This is a genomic window from Rhodopila sp. (assembly GCF_965277165.1).
Classification (GTDB): Bacteria; Pseudomonadota; Alphaproteobacteria; order Acetobacterales; family Acetobacteraceae; genus Rhodopila.
Genome location: NZ_CBDICE010000005.1, coordinates 1,375,833 through 1,396,657, shown reverse-complemented (window position 1 = coordinate 1,396,657; position 20,825 = coordinate 1,375,833). Strand labels below are relative to the sequence as shown.

Below are 20,825 nucleotides of genomic sequence, written 5' to 3'. Positions count from 1 at the left end.
TGATCAGGCTGCCTGGCTGATGGTCGTGCTTGGATTGCTGGCCGACCAGTTCCACGGCAGCAGTGTGTGCAAGGCGTGTTTTTTTGATCCTGCCCGAGACGATGCGTTGGAGCACATCGCTCAGGTATGCCATTGGATCGACGTCGTTCAACTTCGCTGTCTGTATCAGCGTCGTCGCGATTGCCCAGTGAACGGCCCCGCCGTCACTGCCTGCGGCCTGATCGCCTGCTCCACGGTGTTCGTATCCATCTCGATCCGACCGTCATCAAGCACCACAATCAGGCCCGGCCAGTGGCGCAGCGCATAACGGATGGCCACCCGCCATTCAAATCAGGTGGTCGCTGAAGACTGTCCGCTCATAATTGGGGCGCACACATACATTATCTGCATGGCTGATATGACGCGCGCGGCGGTTGTAGTTGTAACGATCATCGTCTGCATGCGAGTGCAAAAAAGCCACTTAGCGACGCGGTCTACATGGACTTAAGTCGGCTAGCGTATTGTAAACATTGCGGATGACCCTCGAGGGTGAGCCGGTACTCAGTTGATTGTGGCCAACGTGGGCTGCAACGATTTGCGCGGAGAGTTCCAGGAAATATTGATTCAGGTCAAACGTTGGTGTCGCCCCTCGGGACAAACAAGCTTTGACGTTTTTTTCACGTTAGATTAGCATCTGAATTAACGTCAAAGTCACTCAGCTGAGCTGGGTGGGCCACATCAGGCGGAGGGCGTATGAGCGATCATATTTTTCAAGATGCCTATGCGAGGATACGGGGTCGTCACGATGATCGGTCCTGGTTTGCTCTGTCACCGAGAGAAATAACGGATTCGATTTATCGCGAGATTCGAATCATTGACCGCGAGCGAACACTTGCGGATCGCGTTGACCCTATTCCGCTAGCTGTTGCAGCAGAGTAGTCTCCGCATCTTCTGAGGCCGAATAGACGCGCGCTTAATTGCTGGTGGATTTTCCGGACTCCGCGGAACTTCGATCACTTAGGCGGCGTTCTGATGACGTGATGAGTGTGATCCGCTGTAATACTCTGCCTTCCGACTCGTTAGCGCGGAACAAGCAGGTTACGACGAGTATTTACCATGTCCACCCGCTTGTGGCTGGCCCGCTAGATCGGTGGGCAGCACTCTTTGAACGCGTTGCCGCGATGGGATTTAGCCATCTGTGCCTGGCTCCGCCATTCGAGCCCGGTGCTACTGGTGACATATTTTTTCACGCTACCTTCGATAATTTACATCCAGCACTCGATTTTGCCGGGTCAGCTGACAAAGGCCTCAGGCTTGCTGCGGACCTGGCCGCACGGGCAGGCCTTAAATTGATGCTCGACATTGCTCCGGGGCAGGTTGCAATCGATGCTCCTCTTCACCGAAGTCATCCAGACTGGTTCGGAGTTGCAGGCTCGAACCGAATTGCGGATCCGCGGCGACCTTACCGTCAAGTTGACATTGCGGTGCCGCGCTTCGGTCAGACCACAACGGCGGAGGCAGTTACGGATTGGTGGGTGAAGATTTTGACCCGTCTCATGCAAGCCGGCATCGAAAGCTTCCGCTGTCTGACCCTTGATCGGATCCCCGCATGGTTCTGGGGCCGTCTAACAGCGGCGTTTCCGGATGCGTTATTTTTGGCTTGGACACCGGGAGTGCCACAGCTCAGGGATTTGGCAGGAGCAGGCTTCAGCCTGTCAGTTTCTTCGGCCGCTTGGTGGGATGGTCGGGCGCCCTGGTTTTTTGACGAGCAGGTGGCCCTGCGCGATGTAGCCCCGGCATTGGCCAGCCCTGAACCCTCCTTTCTCGATCGCTTGGTGCGCCGTTTGGCGCCCGATGCGGACCTTCCCGAAGCCTACCGGCTGTCGCTGCAGATCGCGGCCGCCACCGGGGCCGGCCTATTTTTACCCATGGGCTTTGAATACGCGACCAGCCGTCGCTTCGACTCTGTGCATGCCAGCCCCGAGGATATGGAGGCGGCCAAGCGCGAAATGCGTGTCGATTTGTCCGATGATATTGCTGCCGCAATCCGGCTTAGCAAAAATTTGCCGCCTGCGCTTGAATTGCGCCCGATCACAAGTCCGGCCGCTCCTGTGACGGCGTTGCTGCGTGACGACACTTTGGTGCTGATCAATCCTGATATCGTCCGATCAGCCATGTTGGGATTTTCGGTTGCACCGTTGCCTCCGACGGCCGGCTCCGCTTTGTCCGCAATGGGTGACCTCGAAATGCCGCTGCACAGGGGCGAAGTCCGGATCCTGAAGTGCCGGCGGGAGTCCGACGCCTCTGATCCGGGGTTGGAGTTGTGTTCCATTTGGGCCAAGTCTACCCGCATCGCGATTGAAGCGATCGAGCCGAGCGGGGAGTTCACGAGCAAGACCGTGGTTGGCCGAGATTTCGTCATAAGTGCCGACGTATTCGGCGATGGGCATGACGTGCTGGCAGCCGATGTGCTGTGGCGGGCTGGTGACACATCCGAATGGCGACGCGTTCGGATGCGGAAGCTACCAAACGATCGATGGGAGGGGCGAATTCGCCCGGAACGGATCGGGCTGTATCAGTTCGCTGTCGAAGGATGGTGGGATCAGTGGGGCACGTTTACCCATGATCTACAGGCCAAATTCACCGCCGGCCTAGACGTGACACTGGAGCTCGAGGAAGGCCAGCAATTAATTAAGACTGCTGTGCCGGGCCTGGATACAGTGATGACCGCTGAGGCCATGCTGGAGGACGACTTTGCGGCACTGATCCATCAGTCGGCCGCTCGGACCTTCATTGCGCGCAGCTCGATCCAATCACTACGCGTGGACCGGCCGGCGGCAGAGTTCGCTAGCTGGTATGAGCTGTTTCCGCGGTCTGCTACGCATGATCCGACTGTGCCTGGCACATTTAGATCGGTCATCGAACGCTTGCCGAACATTCGCCGCATGGGCTTCGACGTGCTGTATTTCCCGCCGATTCATCCGATCGGCCGGATCAATCGCAAGGGTCGTAACAATAGCCTCATGGCCGCACCAGGTGATGTCGGCAGTCCTTACGCGATTGGCAGTGCGGAGGGCGGTCATGATGGCGTTCATCACGAACTCGGAACACTGGAAGATTTTCGCGCTCTGATTCAGGCGGGACAAAAAAATAATCTGGAAGTCGCGATCGACTTCGCTGTCCAGTGCGCTCCTGATCATCCATGGGTGGCGCAGCATAGGGACTGGTTCCGTTGGCGACCCGACGGCTCTATTCGCTACGCCGAGAATCCACCGAAAAAATATGAAGACATTGTCAATCCGGACTTTTACAGCAATGCGTCGTTTCCCGCTATTTGGACTGCCCTGCGTGACGTAGTCCAATTCTGGGTCGACCAGGGTGTGCGGATCTTTCGTGTCGACAATCCGCACACCAAGCCGTTGCCATTTTGGAAATGGATGATCGCAGACATACAGAGCCGGCATCCCGAGGTGCTATTCCTGGCGGAGGCGTTCACCCGCCCCAAGCCAATGTATCGCTTGGCCAAGGCCGGCTTTTCGCAATCCTACACATATTTCACCTGGCGGAATACGAAACAGGAGATTACCGCCTACTTGACAGAATTGACCACGCCTCCGGTGGCGGACTTTTTCCGACCTAACTTCTTTGTCAATACCCCAGACATCAATCCTGTTTTCTTACAGACGTCCGGCCGAGCCGGATTTCTGGTCCGTGCGGCTTTGGCGGCGACACTATCGGGGCTGTGGGGGGTCTATTCCGGATTCGAGATTTGCGAGGCTGCGGCATTGCCCGGGCGCGAAGAGTATCTAGATGCTGAGAAATACGAGATTCGGCCACGCGACTACGCCATGCAAGGAAATATCATCGCCGAAATCACCGCGCTGAACCGCATTCGCCGCCAGCATCCAGCGCTACAGTCTCATTTGGGGCTAAGTTTCTATAACGCATTCAACGATCAGATCATCCTGTATGGAAAACGAGATCCGCTCGACCACAGCATGATTTTAGTGGTTGTCAGCCTTGATCCCCACATCGCACAGGAGGCGGCCATTGAAGTGCCACTTTGGGAGTTTGGCCTGCCAGACTCAGCCGCGATCGAGGTGACGGATCTGATGCGCGGGGAATATTTCGTATGGTATGGAAAGCATCAGTATATCCGACTGGACCCGAGCGATTTGCCATTCCGCGTCTGGCGGCTCGAGGTTCGCTAAAATGAATATCGGCCATCCTCCACCTCAGTCTACCGAGAGGGTCGACCCGGCGGCTGACGTCGATCAGCTTTGGTACAAAGACGCCGTTATTTATCAGATCCACGTCAAATCATTTGCTGACGCCAATAACGACGGAATTGGGGATTTTTCCGGCCTTATCTCTCGTTTGGACTATATCGCCGAGTTAGGCGTAAACACTATCTGGCTGCTACCGTTCTATCCATCGCCGCGGTTGGATGACGGATATGATATCGCGGATTATCGCGGCGTTCACCCAGACTATGGTAATCTAGCTGATGTGAAGCGCTTCATCGCCGCGGCGCACGATCGAGGCATCCGCGTGATCGCGGAGTTGGTGGTCAATCACACCTCTGACCAGCATCCCTGGTTTCAGCGCGCCCGTCTCTCGAAACCCGGCTCGATTTATCGAGACTTTTACGTTTGGTCGAATGACGATCGTAAATATGCCGGTACTCGTATCATATTTGTTGACTCAGAACGATCGAACTGGACTTGGGACGATACTGCGAAAGCCTATTATTGGCACCGATTCTACTATCATCAGCCGGATCTAAATTTCGACAACCCTCGGGTGATGCGCGAGGTGCTCTCGGTGCTTCGCTACTGGGTGGAACTTGGTATCGACGGGCTGCGCCTTGATGCCGTGCCATATCTGGTCGAGCGAGAAGGTACCAATAGCGAGAATCTCCCGGAAACCCACGCGGCGCTCAAGCGCATTCGTGCCGAACTCACCGCCCACTATCCTGACAAAATGCTGTTGGCGGAGGCCAATCAGTGGCCGGAAGACACCAAAGACTATTTCGGCGACGGCGACGAGTGCCACATGGCGTTCCACTTCCCGCTGATGCCCCGCATGTATATGGCCATCGCGCGCGAGGACCGGTTCCCGATCACTGACATTCTGCGCCAAACCCCCGATATTCCCGAGAATTGCCAGTGGGCCATTTTCCTCCGCAACCACGACGAACTCACGCTGGAGATGGTGACGGAATCGGAACGCGACTTTTTGTGGGAAACCTACGCCGCCGATCGAAGAGCCCGCCTGAATCTCGGGATACGTCGCCGCTTGGCGCCGTTGCTGGAACGTGACCGGCGACGCATCGAATTGATGAACTACCTCCTTTTGTCGATGCCTGGAACTCCGGTAATTTACTATGGCGATGAAATCGGCATGGGCGATAACATCCATCTCGGCGATCGCAACGGCGTGCGTACGCCGATGCAGTGGTCACCTGATCGCAATGGTGGCTTTTCCCGCGTTGCCGACCCCTCGCGGCTGGTGTTGCCGATGGTCATGGACCCACTCTACGCCTACCAAGCGGTAAATGTCGAAACCCAGGCCGCGGATCCGCACTCGCTACTGATGTGGATGCGTCGGGTTATCGCGGTCCGCCGCCAATATAAGGTGTTCGGCCGCGGCACCTATCGGTTGTTGTATCCTAAAAACCGGAAGATTCTGGGCTATCTGCGGGAGCATGATGGTATCGCCATACTTTGCGTCGCAAACCTCTCGCGCACACCACAGGCGGTTGAACTCGACCTGTCGGAATTCCAGGGCCGCGTCCCGATCGAATTGGACGGTCATTCACAGTTTCCTCCAATCGGTCAGCTAACCTACCTGCTTACGCTGCCGCCATATGGTTTCTACTGGTTTGTTTTGTCAGAAGCCGACGACTGGCCGTCTCACCATACACCCGCGCCGGAACCCATGCCCGAATATCAGACAATCGTCATGCGTCATTCCCTGCCGGACGCCGTGATGGCCGCACGACTAGTAATCGAGCACGAGGCGTTGCCTCAGTATCTGGCCAAGCGTCGCTGGTTTGCGCTGAAGGACCAGGTCTTGAGCTCAACCCGCATTGCCCTGATGACCCGTGTGCCGTCCGACGAAGCGGTATTGCTTGAGATCGAAATTGAAGCCGCGTCTGGCACCTCCCGCTGGCTGTTGCCCCTGGGCATCGTCTGGGGCGATACTACGGCGGCCCCGTTGCCGACACAACTGGCACTTGCCCGCGTCAGGCGTGGCGCAAAAGTCGGATTGCTGACCGATGCGTTCGCCCTGCCCGCGTTCCCGATCGCAATCCTCGCGGGTTTGGCGCAGAAGGATATCATCGCCATCGACCGCGGGATGATCCGGTTCGAGCCAACCTCGCGTATTGCGGAAATCAACGTGCCAGACGACGTCGAAATGAATTGGGTTTCTGCAGAACAATCAAACTCCTCGGTCATCGTCGGTGACATAGCGATTATCAAGATGTTCCGTCGGGTAACAGATGGCCCGCATCCAGAAGCCGAAATGAGCCGTCATTTGACCGAACAAGGCTTTGCCAACACACCGGCCCTGCTGGGCGAGGTTGTACGTGTGGATCCCGCCGGCACGCGCCACGCCCTTGTCATCGCCCAGGCCTTCGTTCGTAACCAAGGTGACGCATGGACCTGGACGACCGATTTGCTGCTGCGGGGCCTGTCCGACATTACAAACAGCGACGAAGACGCGGCCGCAGAAGCCGCAGGCCACTCGGACTACGTACGGTTCGCCTCATTGCTGGGACAGCGGCTGGGGGAGATGCACCTGGTACTCGCGCGGCCATCAGCCGATCCAGCGTTTGCTCCCGAAACCGGCACCGCTGACACAGCCCTGCTACTCGCGGAACGGACACGGGCACAATTGGAAGCTGCGTATCAAGCGATTGAGACCGCGCAGCAGTGGGAAATGGCCGGGCAGCAGGATCGCACGACCGTGCAGGCCGGCAGGGACGCACTATTCGGTAAGCTTCCGATGCTGGCCGAGGCTGTTCACGGGGCTACGCTCACTCGGATTCACGGTGACATGCACCTGGGACAGATCCTGGTCGTTAACGGCGACGTCGCCATTATCGACTTTGAGGGCGAGCCGGCAAAGCCGGTGGAAATCCGTCGCAGCAAAGATCATCCGTTGCGAGACGTTGCTGGTACGATCCGATCATTCGACTACGCGTCTGCGGTGGTAAAGCGACGCAGCCTGTCCAGCCACGCCCACCTGGCTGATGAAAAGGTCAGCGCGTTTCTGGATAGTTTTGTCGAACGAGCAACCGAGTCGTTCCTGATCGGTTACCGCGAGGCGATTGCACCCGCTGGGGAGCAAGCGCCTGGGTTGGTCGACTTGGAGCTACTGGATTTGTTCTTAATCGAAAAAGCGGCCTATGAGGTGGCCTATGAAGCTGCCAATCGGCCGACCTGGATCGATGTTCCGTTACACGGACTCGCCTGTTGCACTCGTCGTGTACTCGGGATCGAGGCTGTTGCATGAACGACGCCGTCGTTATTCCATCAATCTCGCCTGAGCAGGCTTGGCACCTTGCAAGCGGCTCCTTGAACGATCCGTTCTCACTGCTCGGGCCCTTCGAGACCGAAATCGGGCGATACGTACGAGCCTTCTTGCCGGGTGCAAGCAGCGTGGAAGTGGTGGCTCGCGCGGATGGCCGACACCTTGGGACCCTGTTGCCTACTCAACCGACCGGATTATTTCTCGGTCGAGTAGATGACACGGAACCGTACCGCTTTCGCATTCGATGGTCCGATATCATTCAGGAAACCGAAGATCCTTACAGCTTCGACCTCCTACTCAGCGAAACGGACCTGCATCTATTCAACGAAGGCCGTCTATTCGAGATCGCATTCACTCTGGGTGCAAATCCGATGACGGTGGAAGGAGTGCGCGGCACGCGCTTCGCTGTCTGGGCACCAAACGCGCGTGCAGTCTCGGTAATCGGCGATTTCGACACCTGGGATAATCGTCGACATCCGATGAGGTTGCGGTATCCGTCCGGCGTCTGGGAACTTTTCGTGCCGCGTGTGGGGCCCGGGGTCCGCTACAAGTTCGCGCTCGTCGGAGCGGATGGCGCTCGGCTTGCTGACAAGGCGGATCCGCTAGCCAAAGCCGCGGAGGCGCCCCCAGCCACGGCATCCATAGTTGCCGATCCCATTCCCTACGTATGGCATGATGATGTTTGGATGCGCGATCGAGGCGCTCGGCACGGCAACGAGGCGCCTATCGCGGTTTACGAGGTACACGCGGCATCCTGGTTCCGTCCCGGTCCGGACCTTACCCCAAGTTGGGACGCCCTGGCCGAGCGGCTTGTCCCTTATGTGGTGGAGATGGGTTTTTCCCATCTCGAACTGATGCCAATCGCCGAACATCCGTTTGGTGGCTCGTGGGGCTACCAGCCATTGGGATTGTTCGCGCCCTCTGGCCGCTTCGGGGCGCCCGATGGTTTCTGCCGCTTCGTGGATGCCTGCCATCGCGCCGGTGTGGGTGTGATCATCGACTGGGTTCCGGCGCATTTTCCGACAGATGCGCATGGGCTCGCACGTTTCGACGGCACGCCGCTGTTTGAACATGCCGATCCGAAAGAGGGGTTCCACCAGGACTGGAACACTTACATCTACAATTTCGGCCGCCGCGAAGTGCAGGGCTTCCTGATCGCCAGTGGCGTTCATTGGCTCGAGCATTTTCACGTCGATGGCCTTCGCGTCGATGCCGTTGCCTCAATGCTATACCGCGATTACAGCCGCCGACAGGGCGAATGGGTGCCCAACGTCCATGGCGGGCGAGAGAACCTGGAGGCTATCGGCTTTCTGAGCCACTTCAATCAAATGGTTGCAGAGCGCTGCGCCGGAGCAATGACCATCGCCGAAGAATCTACCGCGTGGCCGAACGTTTCCCGGCCGGTGGGTGACGGGGGCCTCGGCTTTTCCTTTAAATGGAACATGGGCTGGATGCATGACACGTTGCGTTACATGGAATGCGATCCGGTCTACCGGAGATACCACAACAACGAGTTCACCTTCGGTCTGATATATGCGTTTTCCGAAAAGTTTGTGTTGCCACTGTCACATGACGAGGTTGTTTACGGCAAGGGTTCCTTGATCGAGAAGATGCCGGGAGACGATTGGCAACGCTTCGCTAATTTGCGGGCTTACTTCGGTTTCATGTGGGCTCACCCGGGCAAGAAGTTGATTTTCATGGGCGGTGAGATCGCCCAGTGGCGCGAATGGAATCACGATTCGGCGATCGATTGGGATTTGCTAGATTACCCTCGGCACCGCGGCATGCAGACGCTGGTGCGGGATCTGAACGCGCTCTATCGTCAAACTGGCGCGTTGCATCAGCGAGATTCGGTTTCCACTGGTTTTCGGTGGGTTGTTGGAGATGACACGACAAACTCGGTCTTTGCATTCCTCAGATTGGGGAATGAGGACGGCCGCATTGTGTTGGTCGTTTGTAATATGACACCGGTGCCGCGGCTTGGTTATGGAGTCGGGGTGCCCCGATCCGGCCATTGGCGGGAGTTGTTGAACACGGATGCGGACGCCTACGGCGGGTCGAACATGGGCAATTACGGCGGCGTCCATAGTGTGCCGACACAGATGCACGGTGAAGCGCAGGCTCTATATCTTACCTTGCCTCCACTCGCGACCGTTTTCCTGTCGCCCAGTTTCTGAGTCGCTGCCATTTCTTTCGTCGGCAGATAGTCCTGTCGCGCTGCCGCGAGCGTCGTCGCTCCGGCGGCATATTTATCTGGATCGGTGGAACGAACGAGATGAGTGGTCGTTCTCGGTGCTTGACGAGAACGGAGCCGGAGCGGTTTCGGCCCTTGAAGCGTGGTTGGACGGCTGTGGCGAGGATTGACGGACATGGCACATCATCTCAACTTGACTGAGATGTTCGGCGCGACACGGCTAGACGACGGCAGGGTTAGGTTCCGACTTTGGGCGCCCGCGCAACAAACCGTATCGGTCGCGTTTGAACCAGGCGAACTGATTCCGATGCAGCGTTCGAGCAACGGCTGGTTTGAGGCGACCGCAGCAGTATTGGACGGTACGGATTACCGCTACCGGTTACACGACGGGCAAATGGTGCCAGACCCCGCTTCTCGGTCGCAACCGCGCGGTGTGCATGAGGCTAGCGAGGTCAAAATCGCTCCGTTTGCCTGGAAGCACAAGGACTGGCGGGGCCGCCCCTGGACTGAGACCGTGCTCTACGAACTTCATGCAGGAGCCGCTGGCGGCTTCCGAGGGGTTCGCCGTAACCTTCCTCGGCTTAAGGCGTTGGGCGTGACGGCAATCGAACTTATGCCGGTCAACGCGTTCCCCGGTGAACGCAATTGGGGCTACGACGGGGTGCTGCCCTATGCCCCGGACGCTGCTTATGGCTCGGCCGAGGATCTAAAAGAGCTGGTCGATGCTGCGCACGGCCATGGTCTGATGATGTTTCTTGACGTGGTTTACAATCATTTTGGCCCGGATGGTAATTACCTGGCTTCCTACGCGCCACAGTTTTTCCGCGACGATGTCATGACCCCGTGGGGGTCGGCGATCGACTTTCGGCGACGTGAGGTACGAGATTATTTCATCGGCAACGTTCTAATGTGGCTGCAGGACTTTCGTTTCGACGGCCTGCGCTTCGACGCGGTTCATGCGATCCTAGAACAGGACTGGGTGGAGGAAATGGCTGCAACTGTGCGGGCGACGATAGACTCCGATCGACACGTCCATCTGGTACTTGAGCATCACAATGCCGGCTCGCACCTGCGCAAGGCGGTTGATGCACAGTGGAACGATGATGGTCACAACGTGTTGCATGTGCTGCTAACAGGGGAGAACGGCGGCTACTATGCCGACTATGCCAGCGATCCCGCAGCAAAGCTGGCGCGCGTTCTTGCCGAAGGCTGGGTATATCAGGGCGAACAGTCACCCTACCTGAATGCCCCGCGGGGCGAGCCGTGTGCTGACCTGCCGCCGTATGTGCATGTGTTGTTTCTGCAGAATCATGACCAAATCGGCAATCGGGCATTTGGCGAGCGGCTAACGTCGCTCACCTCATTGGCCGCCTTGGAGGCAGCCATCACGCTGCTGATGTTTTGTCCGCAAATCCCACTTTTATTTATGGGCGAAGAAACCGCGTCGGAGACACCGTTCCTCTTCTTTACGGATCATCACGCTGAGTTGGCTGATGCGGTGCGCGAAGGGCGCCGTCAGGAGTTCGCCGCGTTCGCTGAGTTCGCCGATCCGGAGAAGCGCGAGCGTATCCCTGACCCGAACGCAGCGGAGACGTTTTCCGCTTCCGTTCCGAAGCCGGCGTCGAATAAGCGCTTCGCGCTGTATCAACGTCTGATCGCGTTGCGACTGAAGGAGATTATACCTCGATTACCCGGAACGAAGTCCGTTGCGGCGGAGGCGATTGGGCCAAAAGCGGTCTCGGCAGAGTGGCGGCTGGGTGATGGCTCCCGTTTGACCATCATCACAAATCTTGGGGCAGAGACGGTGGCGTTCCCTACACCGCCTGGTCGTTTGCTGTTCGCGACCGGCGATACCGCGCCGATGACCGCTGCGTATCTGGAGGTTGCCACATGAGCGACGAAGTGCTTCGCGACTTAGCTCGACGGGCTGGCATCGCCGTGGAGTGGCAAGACTATGCCGGGCAGCCTCACGTCGTGGTACCGCCGGTCCTACGGCGAGTACTGGCCGCGCTGGGGCTTCCGGCCGACACCAGCCGGGAGCTGTCGTCCAGCCGCAGACTGCTGACGAAACGTAGTAGTCTGGCCGACCTACCGCCGCTAGTCACTGCTGTTGCTGGCCGGCCGACCCGCTTGGATGTCGGTGGCAATGAGGCACAGCCCGCTGAACTGGTGCTTGAGCGCGGCGACGTTCGTCAGGTGGCACTTTTGCCGGCTCGGGGACGCTTGAGAATTCCTGCGATCGCGGAGATCGGTTATCACCGCTTGCGCGTGGAGGACCGCGAAATCGTTTTGGCGGTATCACCAGCGCGCTGCCGTTCGATTGAGGACGTCGTTCCCGATGCTCGTTTATGGGGCTTGGCTGCCCAGCTCTATGGCTTGAGCCATCCGGGCGATGTTGGGATTGGCGATCTTGCCGGTGCGGCCGATCTGGCGCGCGTCGCCGGGGCGAAGGGCGCTGATGCCATTGCCCTGAGCCCGATGCACGCGCTTTTCGCGGCAGACCCGGCACGGTTCGGCCCCTATGCACCGTCTAGCAGGCTGTTCCTCAATCCGCTGCACGCGGCGCCGGAACTTGTGTTCGGGAAGACTGCGCATGAGAGCATGACACCGGCCAACGGCCTGATCGACTGGTCAGAGGCTTCCGGCGCAAAATATGCGTCATTGCGCAAAGTCTTCGATCTATTTTTGGATGGTGACGATTGGGACGGCCCGATAGGTGCGAATTTCGGACGATTCAGAGCAGACGCGGGGCCGCTGCTGTATGAACACGCTTGCTTCGAGGCACTGCAAGCGGCGCGCATGCCGCAACGAGAATGGCGCAGTTGGCCGGCGGATCTGCGCGATCCACAGGGTCCGGCAGTCGCGTTTTTTGCCGCCTCTCATCCGGAGGAAATTCTGTTCCATCAGTTCCTGCAATGGATCTCTGATCGGTCAGTGATCGCGGCTCAGACTGTGGCCCGGCAAGCAGGGATGCGGATTGGGCTAATCGGCGACTTGGCAGTGGGCATGGACCCCGCGGGCAGTCACGCCTGGAGCCGGCAGCGCGATATCCTGCTGGGCCTGACAATCGGGGCCCCGCCGGATTTGCTTAACCCACGCGGCCAGGACTGGGGTCTGACGGGATTTTCACCGCGCTCAATGGAAGAGAGTGGCTTCGCGCCTTTCCTGGCAACATTGCGCGCGGCAATGCGCCATGTCGGCGGCATACGTGTCGATCACGCTATGGGACTGGCCCGGCTTTGGTTGATCCCCGAGGGTGCTTCTCCGGCGGATGGTGCTTTTCTCAATTATCCAGTCAGTGACTTGTTGCGTCTATTGGCACTGGAATCGGTTCGCCACGACGTTGTCGTAATCGGCGAAGACCTGGGAACCGTGCCCGATGGCTTCCACGATATGCTGGAACAGAGTGGTATTCATGGCATGCGTGTCCTTTGGTTCGAGCGCGACGCGCAGACTGGATTTGTCCCACCCAGGGGTTGGGGGAGTTCCGATGTAGCGATGACCTCGACGCACGATCTTCCGACGGTGGCTGGCTGGTGGAAGGGCAGCGACATCGATGTTCGTCACCAGCATGGCCGGCTGGGTGAAGGCGTGGACCCCGACCACGTGCGGAAGCAGCGTGAGCAGGATCGACCCAGGCTATGGAACGCCTTCGTTCGCGAGCATGTCGGTGAAGGCCCAGTACCCAACCCGGACGATACCGAGCGCGTCGTTGACGCCGCGGTGCGTTTCATTGCCAAGACAGAGGTTCCTCTGTCCTTGATTCCGCTTGAAGATCTCCTGGGTCAGGTTGAGCAGCCGAACCTGCCTGGCACCGTCACCGAGCATCCCAACTGGCGTCGCCGACTACCGGTCGCGGCCAATGTAGTGTTGGAGGATAAGGCAGTGGCCCGTCGAATCGATTTCGTGGCGACGGAGCGGCCGCGACAATGATCCCTTGTGCAACGATGCGGCTGCAGTTGCATAAGGACTTTACGTTCGCGAACGCGGAGGCGCTGATCCCGTATCTGGTCGATCTCGGGATCAGCCATGTCTACTCCTCTCCCATCCTGACGGCTCGGGCCGGATCGATCCACGGATACGATGTCGTCGATCCGACAGCGGTCAACCCAGAATTGGGCGGCGAACACGCGCTGCGTGATTTCGTTGCGAGGCTACGCGCGGCTGGGCTGGGATTGATTGTCGATATCGTACCGAACCATATGGCTGTGGGCGGGGCGGACAATCCTTGGTGGACAGATCTGCTGTGTCACGGGCGGTCGAGCCGCTACGCCGACTTCTTCGACGTAGACTGGGATACCGATGATCCGGACTTGTGCGGAAAGGTGCTGGCTCCCTTTCTCGGGCGCCCTTATGGCGACGCGTTGGATGCCGGAGAAATTCGGCTGAATCTGGATCCGTCCGGCACACCGACGATCCGTTACTTCGAAAGCGATTTCCCGATCGATCCCACCGATCATGCGTATATCCTCGCGTCCGGACCGAACGCCTTCAACCCGGACGATTACGATGGTCGCTCCAAGCTCCACGAACTGCTGGAACGCCAGCATTACCGGCTTGCCTGGTGGGCTTCGGCTGGAGACGAGATCAATTGGCGACGATTCTTCGACATCAACGGCCTTGCCGGGTTGCGGATCGAGGAGCCGGCTGTTTTCGAGGCAACTCACGCCACTCTTTTCCGACTATACTCTGACGGTCTAATTGACGGGTTTCGCGTCGATCATGTCGACGGGCTTTCCGACCCGCCCGGATATTGTCGCCGGTTGCGCCGGAGACTCGACGACTTGGCGCCCAGCCGCCACGCCTATTTGGTTATCGAGAAAATCCTAGGCGCCGGTGAGTCGTTGCCGACCGATTGGGGTGTCGACGGCACCAGTGGCTATGACTTTATGAACGACGTGAGCGCCGTCCAACACGATTCGTCCAGCGCGACGACTCTTGGACTACTTTGGCATCGCTTGACGCAGCGCCCGGCTGATTTCGCCGACGAGGAACAGCCTGCTCGCCTGGAAATCCTGCAGCGCGGTTTCGATGCGCAGTTGAATGCGGTGACCAGGGCATTGCATCGAATCGCCCGATCCGATCGGCGCACGCGAGATACATCGGCGGCTTCCATCCGCCGCAGTCTTCTTGCTTTGCTGTCGAGTTTTCCCGTTTATCGCGGCTACAATGCCGGATCGAAGCGGTCCCCTGGCGATGACGCTGGATTTGCCAAGGCCTTGACGGGGGCAAAAGCGACGTCCCCGGTTGCGAGCCACATCGTCCTGGATCAACTGGATCGCTGGTTGGGCGGCGAGCCAGGGGACAAAGTGGCGGCTACCCGGTTCCAACAACTAAGCGCTCCAGTCGCAGCAAAGGCCGTTGAGGACACGGCGTTCTATCGCTACGGTCGCCTGCTATCCCGTAACGATGTTGGTTTCGATGCCGCCAGGCTGGGCGGGTCGGTTGCGGACTTCCACCGGGCCTGCGCAAATCGGCTGGCGGCGTTTCCCGCCGCCATGCTGGCTACAGCGACGCACGATCATAAGCGTGGCGAAGATCTTCGTGCCCGTCTGGCGGTCATCAGCGAGATACCTGACGATTGGGCCGATTTCGTCGCCAAATGCCGTACGCTCAATGCTGTTCGGCCGGATCCAGCGGATGAGATCATGTTGTATCAGATGATTGTCGGTGCGTGGCCGCTGCTGCTCGATACATCCGATCGGTCTGGATGCAAGGCGTTCGCCGAGCGACTGGCCGCTTGGCAGCAAAAGGCGCTGCGGGAGGCAAAGCTGCGCACTGACTGGACCGCCCCGAACGAGGCTTATGAGACGAAAGCGCGAAATTTCCTCTTCAACCTGTTCTCGCCCAGTGAGCGGTTCCTACCTCTCGCTCGATCGTTCGTAGATCGAATTGCGCCGGCAGGTGCGGTGAACGGACTGGCACAAGCGCTGCTGAAAATGACGGTTCCCGGCATGCCCGATTTCTTTCAAGGAACTGAATTTTGGGACTTCAGTCTCGTCGATCCGGACAATCGACGTCCTGTTGATTACGGTGTGCGTCGGGAAGCGCTTGCGGCCAACGCTGAAGTCGCTGATTGCCAAGTGAACTGGCGCAATGGAAAAATCAAGCAATTGCTGATCCGCAAGGTCTTGGACTTTCGACGGAAGCTGCCAGATCTTGTTCAGCAAGGCGATTATATCCCGTTGCTGGTCGAGGGCGCTTTGGAACACAGGATGATCGGGTTTCTTCGAGTCAGGGGTCGATCAGCGCTCATCGTGGTAGTGCCACGTCTCGTACATCGGTTGCTGCAGCCGGAGGATCGTTTGACGCTAGATCCTGATCAGTTGCGCGATAGTTCACTGTTGTTGCCGGAGCAATTGCGTGACAATCAACTCCACCCGCTGCTATTCGGCGACAAGAGCCTGACAGCCCAACGTAGACTTCCGCTGCAATCACTCTTCAGTGATTTTCCAATGGCGATATTATATTCGGTGGCTTCCGTGTGATCGCAGAATGCGATAGATCAACCCGAAACGGAATGGTTAGTAACAACTCTGCCACCGCAGCACCATCGACCAGGAATAATAGCCCAGGCGGGGGATCGGCGTATGCGTCCGCTCAGCGCTGGTCGGCGCTCAAGGCATGGGGCACGCGGCTGATGCTTATCCGATTGGATTGCTGAGCGGTTTCGTCGCCATGCCGGCAATGCCGATGTGGTGCGCCAGGAGTTGGCATCGGAGAAGGGCCTCATCGTCAGCCTGCGGACGGTTGAGCGTTCGACGGCCCCATTGCGACGTGAACTTGTTGCCGCGGCACGCGCGACGGTTCGGTTCGAGACCCACCCCGGTGAGCCGTTGCAGATCGATTTCGGCGAACGCCGGGTTGAGATCGATGGTGCTGCGGTCAAGGTATTTTTCTTCGTCGCAACCCTTGGCTATTCGCGCCGTCTACATGTGCGGGCGTATGGACACGAGCGGCAGGACAGCTGGTTTGATGGACTGGAGAGCGCTTTCCGGACCTTCGGCGGGGTGCCGCGGGAAGTTCTGCTCGACAATGCCAAAGCGCTGATCCTGCATCATGACCCGGCCAGCCGTGAGGTGGTGTTGCATCCCCGGCTGCATGCATTTGCGCGCCATTGGGGGTTCCGGATCCGAGCCTGCGCGCCGTATCGGGCTCGCACCAAGGGCAAGGACGAGCGCGGTGTGGGCTACGTCAAACGGAACGCGATCGCCGGCCGCCGCTTTGCCACCTGGTCGGAGATGGAGGCGCATCTCGAGGCCTGGACCCGCGAGATCGCGGACGCTCGGGTGCATGGCACGACGGGCGAGACGCCGCGCCAGCGGTTCGATCGCGACGAGGCGGCGGCGCTGCGTTCGCTGGCCGGCTTTTCACCGTTTGTGACCGCGCGAGATCTGCAGCGCCGGGTGGGCGCCGACTGTGCGATCGAGGTGGATGGCAACGCCTATTCTGTGCCGTGGCGACTGATCGGCGAGCGGGTGCGGGTCACCGTTGGTTCGGGTTCGGTGCGGGTGCTACATGCTGGGCATGAGGTTGCGGTGCATGCCGAACTGAAGGGGCGACACGGCCGCGTCACCGACGATGCGCACCTGGCTGGCATTGCCGGGACGAAGACCAGACCGATCCGCATCATGATCGAGCCGGAGACCGTCGCACCGGAGGCGCCGTCGGCCTTGCTGCGGCCCCTGGCCGAATACGAGGCGGCGATCGGGGGCGGCTTCTGATGACCGACCACGATCATCTGATTGCCATGCTGAACCGTCTCAAATTGACCGCCTTGCGCGACCAACTCGACAGCCTGATCGACGAAGCGGGGCGGCAGGACCTGACGATCCGCGACGCGCTGGCGCTGTTCTGCGAGCGCGAGATCGCCCGGCGTGACCAGCGCCGTATCGATATGAGCTTCGGGCTGGCGCGCTTCCCGTTCGTGCGCGACCTCAGCGGGTTCGACTTCAACGCGCAACCCTCGATCGACAAGGCGCAGGTGCGCGAGATCGCCACCGGCCGGTTCATCGCCAACGGCGAGGCGGTGCTGCTGCTCGGGCCGCCCGGGGTTGGCAAGACCCATCTCGCCGTGGCGATCGGACGCCAGGCGATCATCACCGGCTCTACCGTGCTGTTCACGCCGGCGATGACGTTGGTCGCCCAGCTTGCCAAAGCGCATGCCGACGGCCGGCTGAATGAACGCCTGGCGCATTATGCCAAACCCAAGCTGCTGATCGTCGACGAACTGGGCTACCTGCCGGTCGAACCGAACGCGGCACATCTGTTCTTCCAACGGGTGAGCCGACGGTATGAACGTGGCGCCATGCTGGTGACGTCGAACCGCGCGGTCGGCGAATGGGGTTCGGTGTTTGGAGACGCCGTGGTGGCGACCGCCATTCTCGATCGCCTGTTGCACCACAGTCATGTGCTGACGATCCGCGGCGACAGCTATCGGTTGCGGGAAAAGCGGCGAAGCGGGCTGCTGCTAAAGACCGCATCGACGCCGGAGACCCCACCAGCATGATGCTAATCCCGACCCGTCCCAGGATGGCGCGGTGCTCGCCGCCGTCAAGCACGCTGCACGCCGGCTCCGCCGGTGGCCTGCGGCCATGCTTGACCGCGACTGCGCGCGACCCCTGCGAAGCGTCAGGCCGGGAGGAAGAAACGGCCCGCTTCAGCCGAACAAAGAAACATGCATGGCAGCAGGCACGCGCCGGGGGTCAGTTCCTCGTGTCGCGATGGAGTGCGCCCCTGCGGGTGGACAGAATCAAGCCAGCATTTTGACCGTCTGGCGGGTGTGTTGATCCTCAAACTGGGCCGGGCTGAGATAGCCAAGCGCTGAATGCAGTCGTTTGGTGTTGTAGACCTCGTCGATGAAGCGTGGAAGACCGGCGGTAACATCCTCGAAGGTTTCATAGGCTGCCAAGTAAACCGCCTCGACCTTCAAGGTTTTCATGAAGCTCTCGGCTTTGGCATTATCATAGGGATTGCCGCGTCGGCTCATCGAACCTTTTAGGCCGTACTCGGCAATCAAAGTGCGATAGGCGTCCGACGCGTATTGCGCCCCCCGATCGGAATGGTGAACACAATCCTTGGGCGGCTGACGCAGGCGGATGGCGGCCTTGAAGGCGGCGATCGCAATCCGGGCATCCATCGATCGGCTGATGGCGTAGCCGATCACTTTGCGCGACCAGGCGTCCAGGATGGCGGCGAGATAGACGAAGCCACCCGGGATCGCCACATAGGTCAGGTCCGCGATCCAGAGCTGATTGGAGCGCTCGACCACCAGGCCCTTGGTCAGGTTCTTGAAGATCGGGCTGGCATGGTTGCTGTCGGTGGTGACGACATGCCGTCGGCGGCGCTTCGGTTGCAGATCATGCTCGCGCATCAGGCGGCGGATCTTCTTGCTATTCACCACCATACCCTGGTGGCGGAGGGCCGCACTCACCCGTCGGTACCCGTAGCACTCAAATTCGTCACAGATCTTGCTGATCCGTTGGACGAGATCGTCCTGAGACGCCGCGATGGGCGGTGCGTCGTAGAACGTCGAGCGCGCCAGCCCCATCAGTTCGCACCCCCGGCGGGCGGTGATGCCACGGGGCCGGTGACGACGGAGGTATTCGCGCTTTTCGGCCGGGGTGCCTGCTTGAGAGCCCCCTTTAGCATCTCGATCTCCAGCGCCTGGCGACCGACCATCCGCTCCAGAGCTGCGATCTTGGCTTCGTATTCCTGAAGCAGGTCAGCCGCCTGGACATCATCATCCAACGCCCCGGCTTCAAACTTGCCAACCCAGATCCGGATCAGCTGGCGCGAGATGTCGTGGCGCTTGGACAGCGCATGCAGCGCCTCCCCGGCGATGAATTCCTCGGCTACCTGCCGCTTGAACGCCGCACTATGGGAACGATGCTTGGTCATGGCTTCTAGTCTCCAGAAGCCCGATCAGGGGGGTCAAATCTACGAACTCAAACTGTCCACCCGCAGGGGCGCACTCCAGTGTCACCGGAGTTGACAGACACCCACGATTAAGGGACCGATTGACAGCGTATTTGCCGTCGCCAAGTGAACAGCAGGCCCGGATAGACATCGTGCCGAGCCGCAATCTGGTTGACCGACGCGCCGGGCTCCAGGGTCTCGCCAACAATCTTCAGCTTGTCCTCGACGCTCCACCGACGCCGACGCTCACGCCCCGTGATGATCTCAACAGCTCCGTCCGCCATGACCTTGAACACCGCCTTAAAGGCTAATCTTAAGGTGTTGCCCTGCCAGAACTCGTCATTCGCCAAAAGGCGCGGCTGATCGGACGCATACGCAGATCCCACAGGACGACGGCAGATACGACAGGAACCGGTGGGTTCGCTCAAAAGCTTCCTGTTCGGTATCGACTGCGTCGCCCACAGTCCCGGCGGCCACCCGCACCTGATGTCCGCCGAGTTCCTGCTTGCTGCGCGTCTCGCCCAAACGCTGGACCACCGTCGGTCCAGCAAATATCTCCGAGGTGTTCTTGACCATTATCGAATAATGACTCGCGGCAAGCCTTGTAGCGCCCAGGCCGGCCACCCAACCCCAGCGCCATGACCGGAACCGGTCCCATATTCTGAGCGCAGAGCCACAGACCAGAGCTTTGCGCGACATCGCCTGGCAGGTTGGCATGACCACGGGTCTCGATCGTCTTCACCGAACCACCGTCGCCGGAGCCCTCGATCATCAGGATCAGTGGCATGCGGTACTCACCGGTCATCTGTTCGGGCAAGATATACTTGGCCTTGATCGAGGCGTCGGCCGAACCGCAACGTACGGTGAAATCGTCGCCATAGATTACCACCGGGCGGTCATCGACCGAACACGCCATTTGCGGGCACGTACTCGATTATCACTCTGCCGGTCTTGTCATAGGTCGCAGTGCCGGCGATTGAGCCGAGCTCCTGAAACGAACCACGGTCGAGGCATTGTTCCATCCGTTTGCGAACGGTCAATCGACCACCGGCACGCTGTCGCGCGACGTGCTCTTGACTACCCATCTGCCGCGCGATCCGCTTGCGTTTGGAGAGCTCATCCAACTCCCCCCTACCAATTCGCTGAGGCTGGAGGCATGAACCGATCCATTCGGACTGCGCTTTATTTCAACAAC

Annotated in this window: 12 protein-coding genes and 2 pseudogenes; 8 read left to right on the top strand and 6 right to left on the bottom strand. The window is 59.4% G+C overall.

The genetic code is table 11. The features are described from left to right. Positions 1 to 3: 3 nt before the first annotated feature. Positions 4 to 315, bottom strand: a pseudogene (locus tag ACQY4Y_RS07125) (transposase domain-containing protein); the annotation flags it as partial. A gap of 704 nt (positions 316 to 1,019) precedes the next feature. On the opposite strand from ACQY4Y_RS07125, the gene ACQY4Y_RS07120 reads away from it, so the two are divergent. The 8 genes and pseudogenes from ACQY4Y_RS07120 (at position 1,020) to istB (ending at position 18,221) form a co-directional block, all read left to right on the top strand. Further along, positions 1,020 to 4,190: an alpha-1,4-glucan--maltose-1-phosphate maltosyltransferase gene (locus tag ACQY4Y_RS07120; RefSeq protein ID WP_428489854.1), complete on the top strand. Its 3,171-nt coding sequence runs from the start codon at positions 1,020 to 1,022 to the stop codon at positions 4,188 to 4,190. 1 nt (position 4,191) lies between these two features. Continuing rightward, complete coding sequence (gene treS / locus ACQY4Y_RS07115) at positions 4,192 to 7,500, top strand: maltose alpha-D-glucosyltransferase (RefSeq protein ID WP_428489853.1); 3,309 nt, start codon at positions 4,192 to 4,194, stop codon at positions 7,498 to 7,500. Then, entirely contained in the window at positions 7,497 to 9,695 is a 2,199-nt protein-coding gene (glgB, locus tag ACQY4Y_RS07110; protein WP_428489852.1) for a 1,4-alpha-glucan branching protein GlgB, read from the top strand. Before treS ends, glgB begins: the two co-directional genes overlap by 4 nt. A 192-nt stretch (positions 9,696 to 9,887) precedes the next feature. Then, positions 9,888 to 11,606: a malto-oligosyltrehalose trehalohydrolase gene (treZ, locus tag ACQY4Y_RS07105; protein WP_428489851.1), complete on the top strand. Its 1,719-nt coding sequence runs from the start codon at positions 9,888 to 9,890 to the stop codon at positions 11,604 to 11,606. Further along, entirely contained in the window at positions 11,603 to 13,645 is a 2,043-nt protein-coding gene (malQ, locus tag ACQY4Y_RS07100) for a 4-alpha-glucanotransferase (RefSeq protein ID WP_428489850.1), read from the top strand. Before treZ ends, malQ begins: the two co-directional genes overlap by 4 nt. Further along, the gene (gene treY / locus ACQY4Y_RS07095) at positions 13,642 to 16,200 is read left to right on the top strand and encodes a malto-oligosyltrehalose synthase (protein ID WP_428489849.1); all 2,559 of its coding nucleotides are present in this window, start codon (positions 13,642 to 13,644) and stop codon (positions 16,198 to 16,200) included. The genes malQ and treY overlap by 4 nt, the downstream gene beginning before the upstream one ends. A 156-nt stretch (positions 16,201 to 16,356) precedes the next feature. Continuing rightward, a pseudogene (gene istA / locus ACQY4Y_RS07090) lies at positions 16,357 to 17,436 on the top strand (IS21 family transposase); the annotation flags it as partial. Further along, entirely contained in the window at positions 17,436 to 18,221 is a 786-nt protein-coding gene (gene istB / locus ACQY4Y_RS07085) for an IS21-like element helper ATPase IstB (RefSeq protein WP_428489848.1), read from the top strand. The pseudogene istA and the gene istB, both read left to right, overlap by 1 nt. A gap of 243 nt (positions 18,222 to 18,464) precedes the next feature. Here the strand turns inward: istB and ACQY4Y_RS07080 are convergent, their stop codons facing one another. From ACQY4Y_RS07080 to ACQY4Y_RS07060, 5 genes are all read right to left on the bottom strand, one after another. Beyond that, on the bottom strand, positions 18,465 to 19,289 hold the full coding sequence (locus tag ACQY4Y_RS07080; RefSeq protein WP_428490752.1) for an IS3 family transposase: 825 nt from the start codon (positions 19,287 to 19,289) through the stop codon (positions 18,465 to 18,467). Further along, entirely contained in the window at positions 19,262 to 19,612 is a 351-nt protein-coding gene (locus ACQY4Y_RS07075; protein ID WP_428489847.1) for a transposase, read from the bottom strand. Before ACQY4Y_RS07075 ends, ACQY4Y_RS07080 begins: the two co-directional genes overlap by 28 nt. A gap of 107 nt (positions 19,613 to 19,719) precedes the next feature. Next, positions 19,720 to 20,058 (bottom strand): transposase, encoded by a 339-nt coding sequence (locus tag ACQY4Y_RS07070; RefSeq protein ID WP_428489846.1) that lies wholly within the window; start codon positions 20,056 to 20,058, stop codon positions 19,720 to 19,722. Further along, positions 19,970 to 20,206: a hypothetical protein gene (locus ACQY4Y_RS07065; protein WP_428489845.1), complete on the bottom strand. Its 237-nt coding sequence runs from the start codon at positions 20,204 to 20,206 to the stop codon at positions 19,970 to 19,972. Before ACQY4Y_RS07065 ends, ACQY4Y_RS07070 begins: the two co-directional genes overlap by 89 nt. A 320-nt stretch (positions 20,207 to 20,526) precedes the next feature. Next, positions 20,527 to 20,754 (bottom strand): hypothetical protein, encoded by a 228-nt coding sequence (locus ACQY4Y_RS07060; protein ID WP_428489844.1) that lies wholly within the window; start codon positions 20,752 to 20,754, stop codon positions 20,527 to 20,529. Between the last annotated feature and the right edge of the window lie 71 nt (positions 20,755 to 20,825).

Excerpts from the sequence above, each read along its gene's own strand:
- ACQY4Y_RS07120 (WP_428489854.1), top strand. The coding sequence starts at position 1,020 with ATGAGTGTGATCCGCTGTAATACTCTGCCTTCCGACTCGTTAGCGCGG.
- treS (WP_428489853.1), top strand. The coding sequence starts at position 4,192 with ATGAATATCGGCCATCCTCCACCTCAGTCTACCGAGAGGGTCGACCCG.
- glgB (WP_428489852.1), top strand. The coding sequence starts at position 7,497 with ATGAACGACGCCGTCGTTATTCCATCAATCTCGCCTGAGCAGGCTTGG.
- treZ (WP_428489851.1), top strand. The coding sequence starts at position 9,888 with ATGGCACATCATCTCAACTTGACTGAGATGTTCGGCGCGACACGGCTA.
- malQ (WP_428489850.1), top strand. The coding sequence starts at position 11,603 with ATGAGCGACGAAGTGCTTCGCGACTTAGCTCGACGGGCTGGCATCGCC.
- treY (WP_428489849.1), top strand. The coding sequence starts at position 13,642 with ATGATCCCTTGTGCAACGATGCGGCTGCAGTTGCATAAGGACTTTACG.
- istB (WP_428489848.1), top strand. The coding sequence starts at position 17,436 with ATGACCGACCACGATCATCTGATTGCCATGCTGAACCGTCTCAAATTG.
- ACQY4Y_RS07075 (WP_428489847.1), bottom strand. The coding sequence starts at position 19,612 with ATGACCAAGCATCGTTCCCATAGTGCGGCGTTCAAGCGGCAGGTAGCC.
- ACQY4Y_RS07065 (WP_428489845.1), bottom strand. The coding sequence starts at position 20,206 with ATGGTCAAGAACACCTCGGAGATATTTGCTGGACCGACGGTGGTCCAG.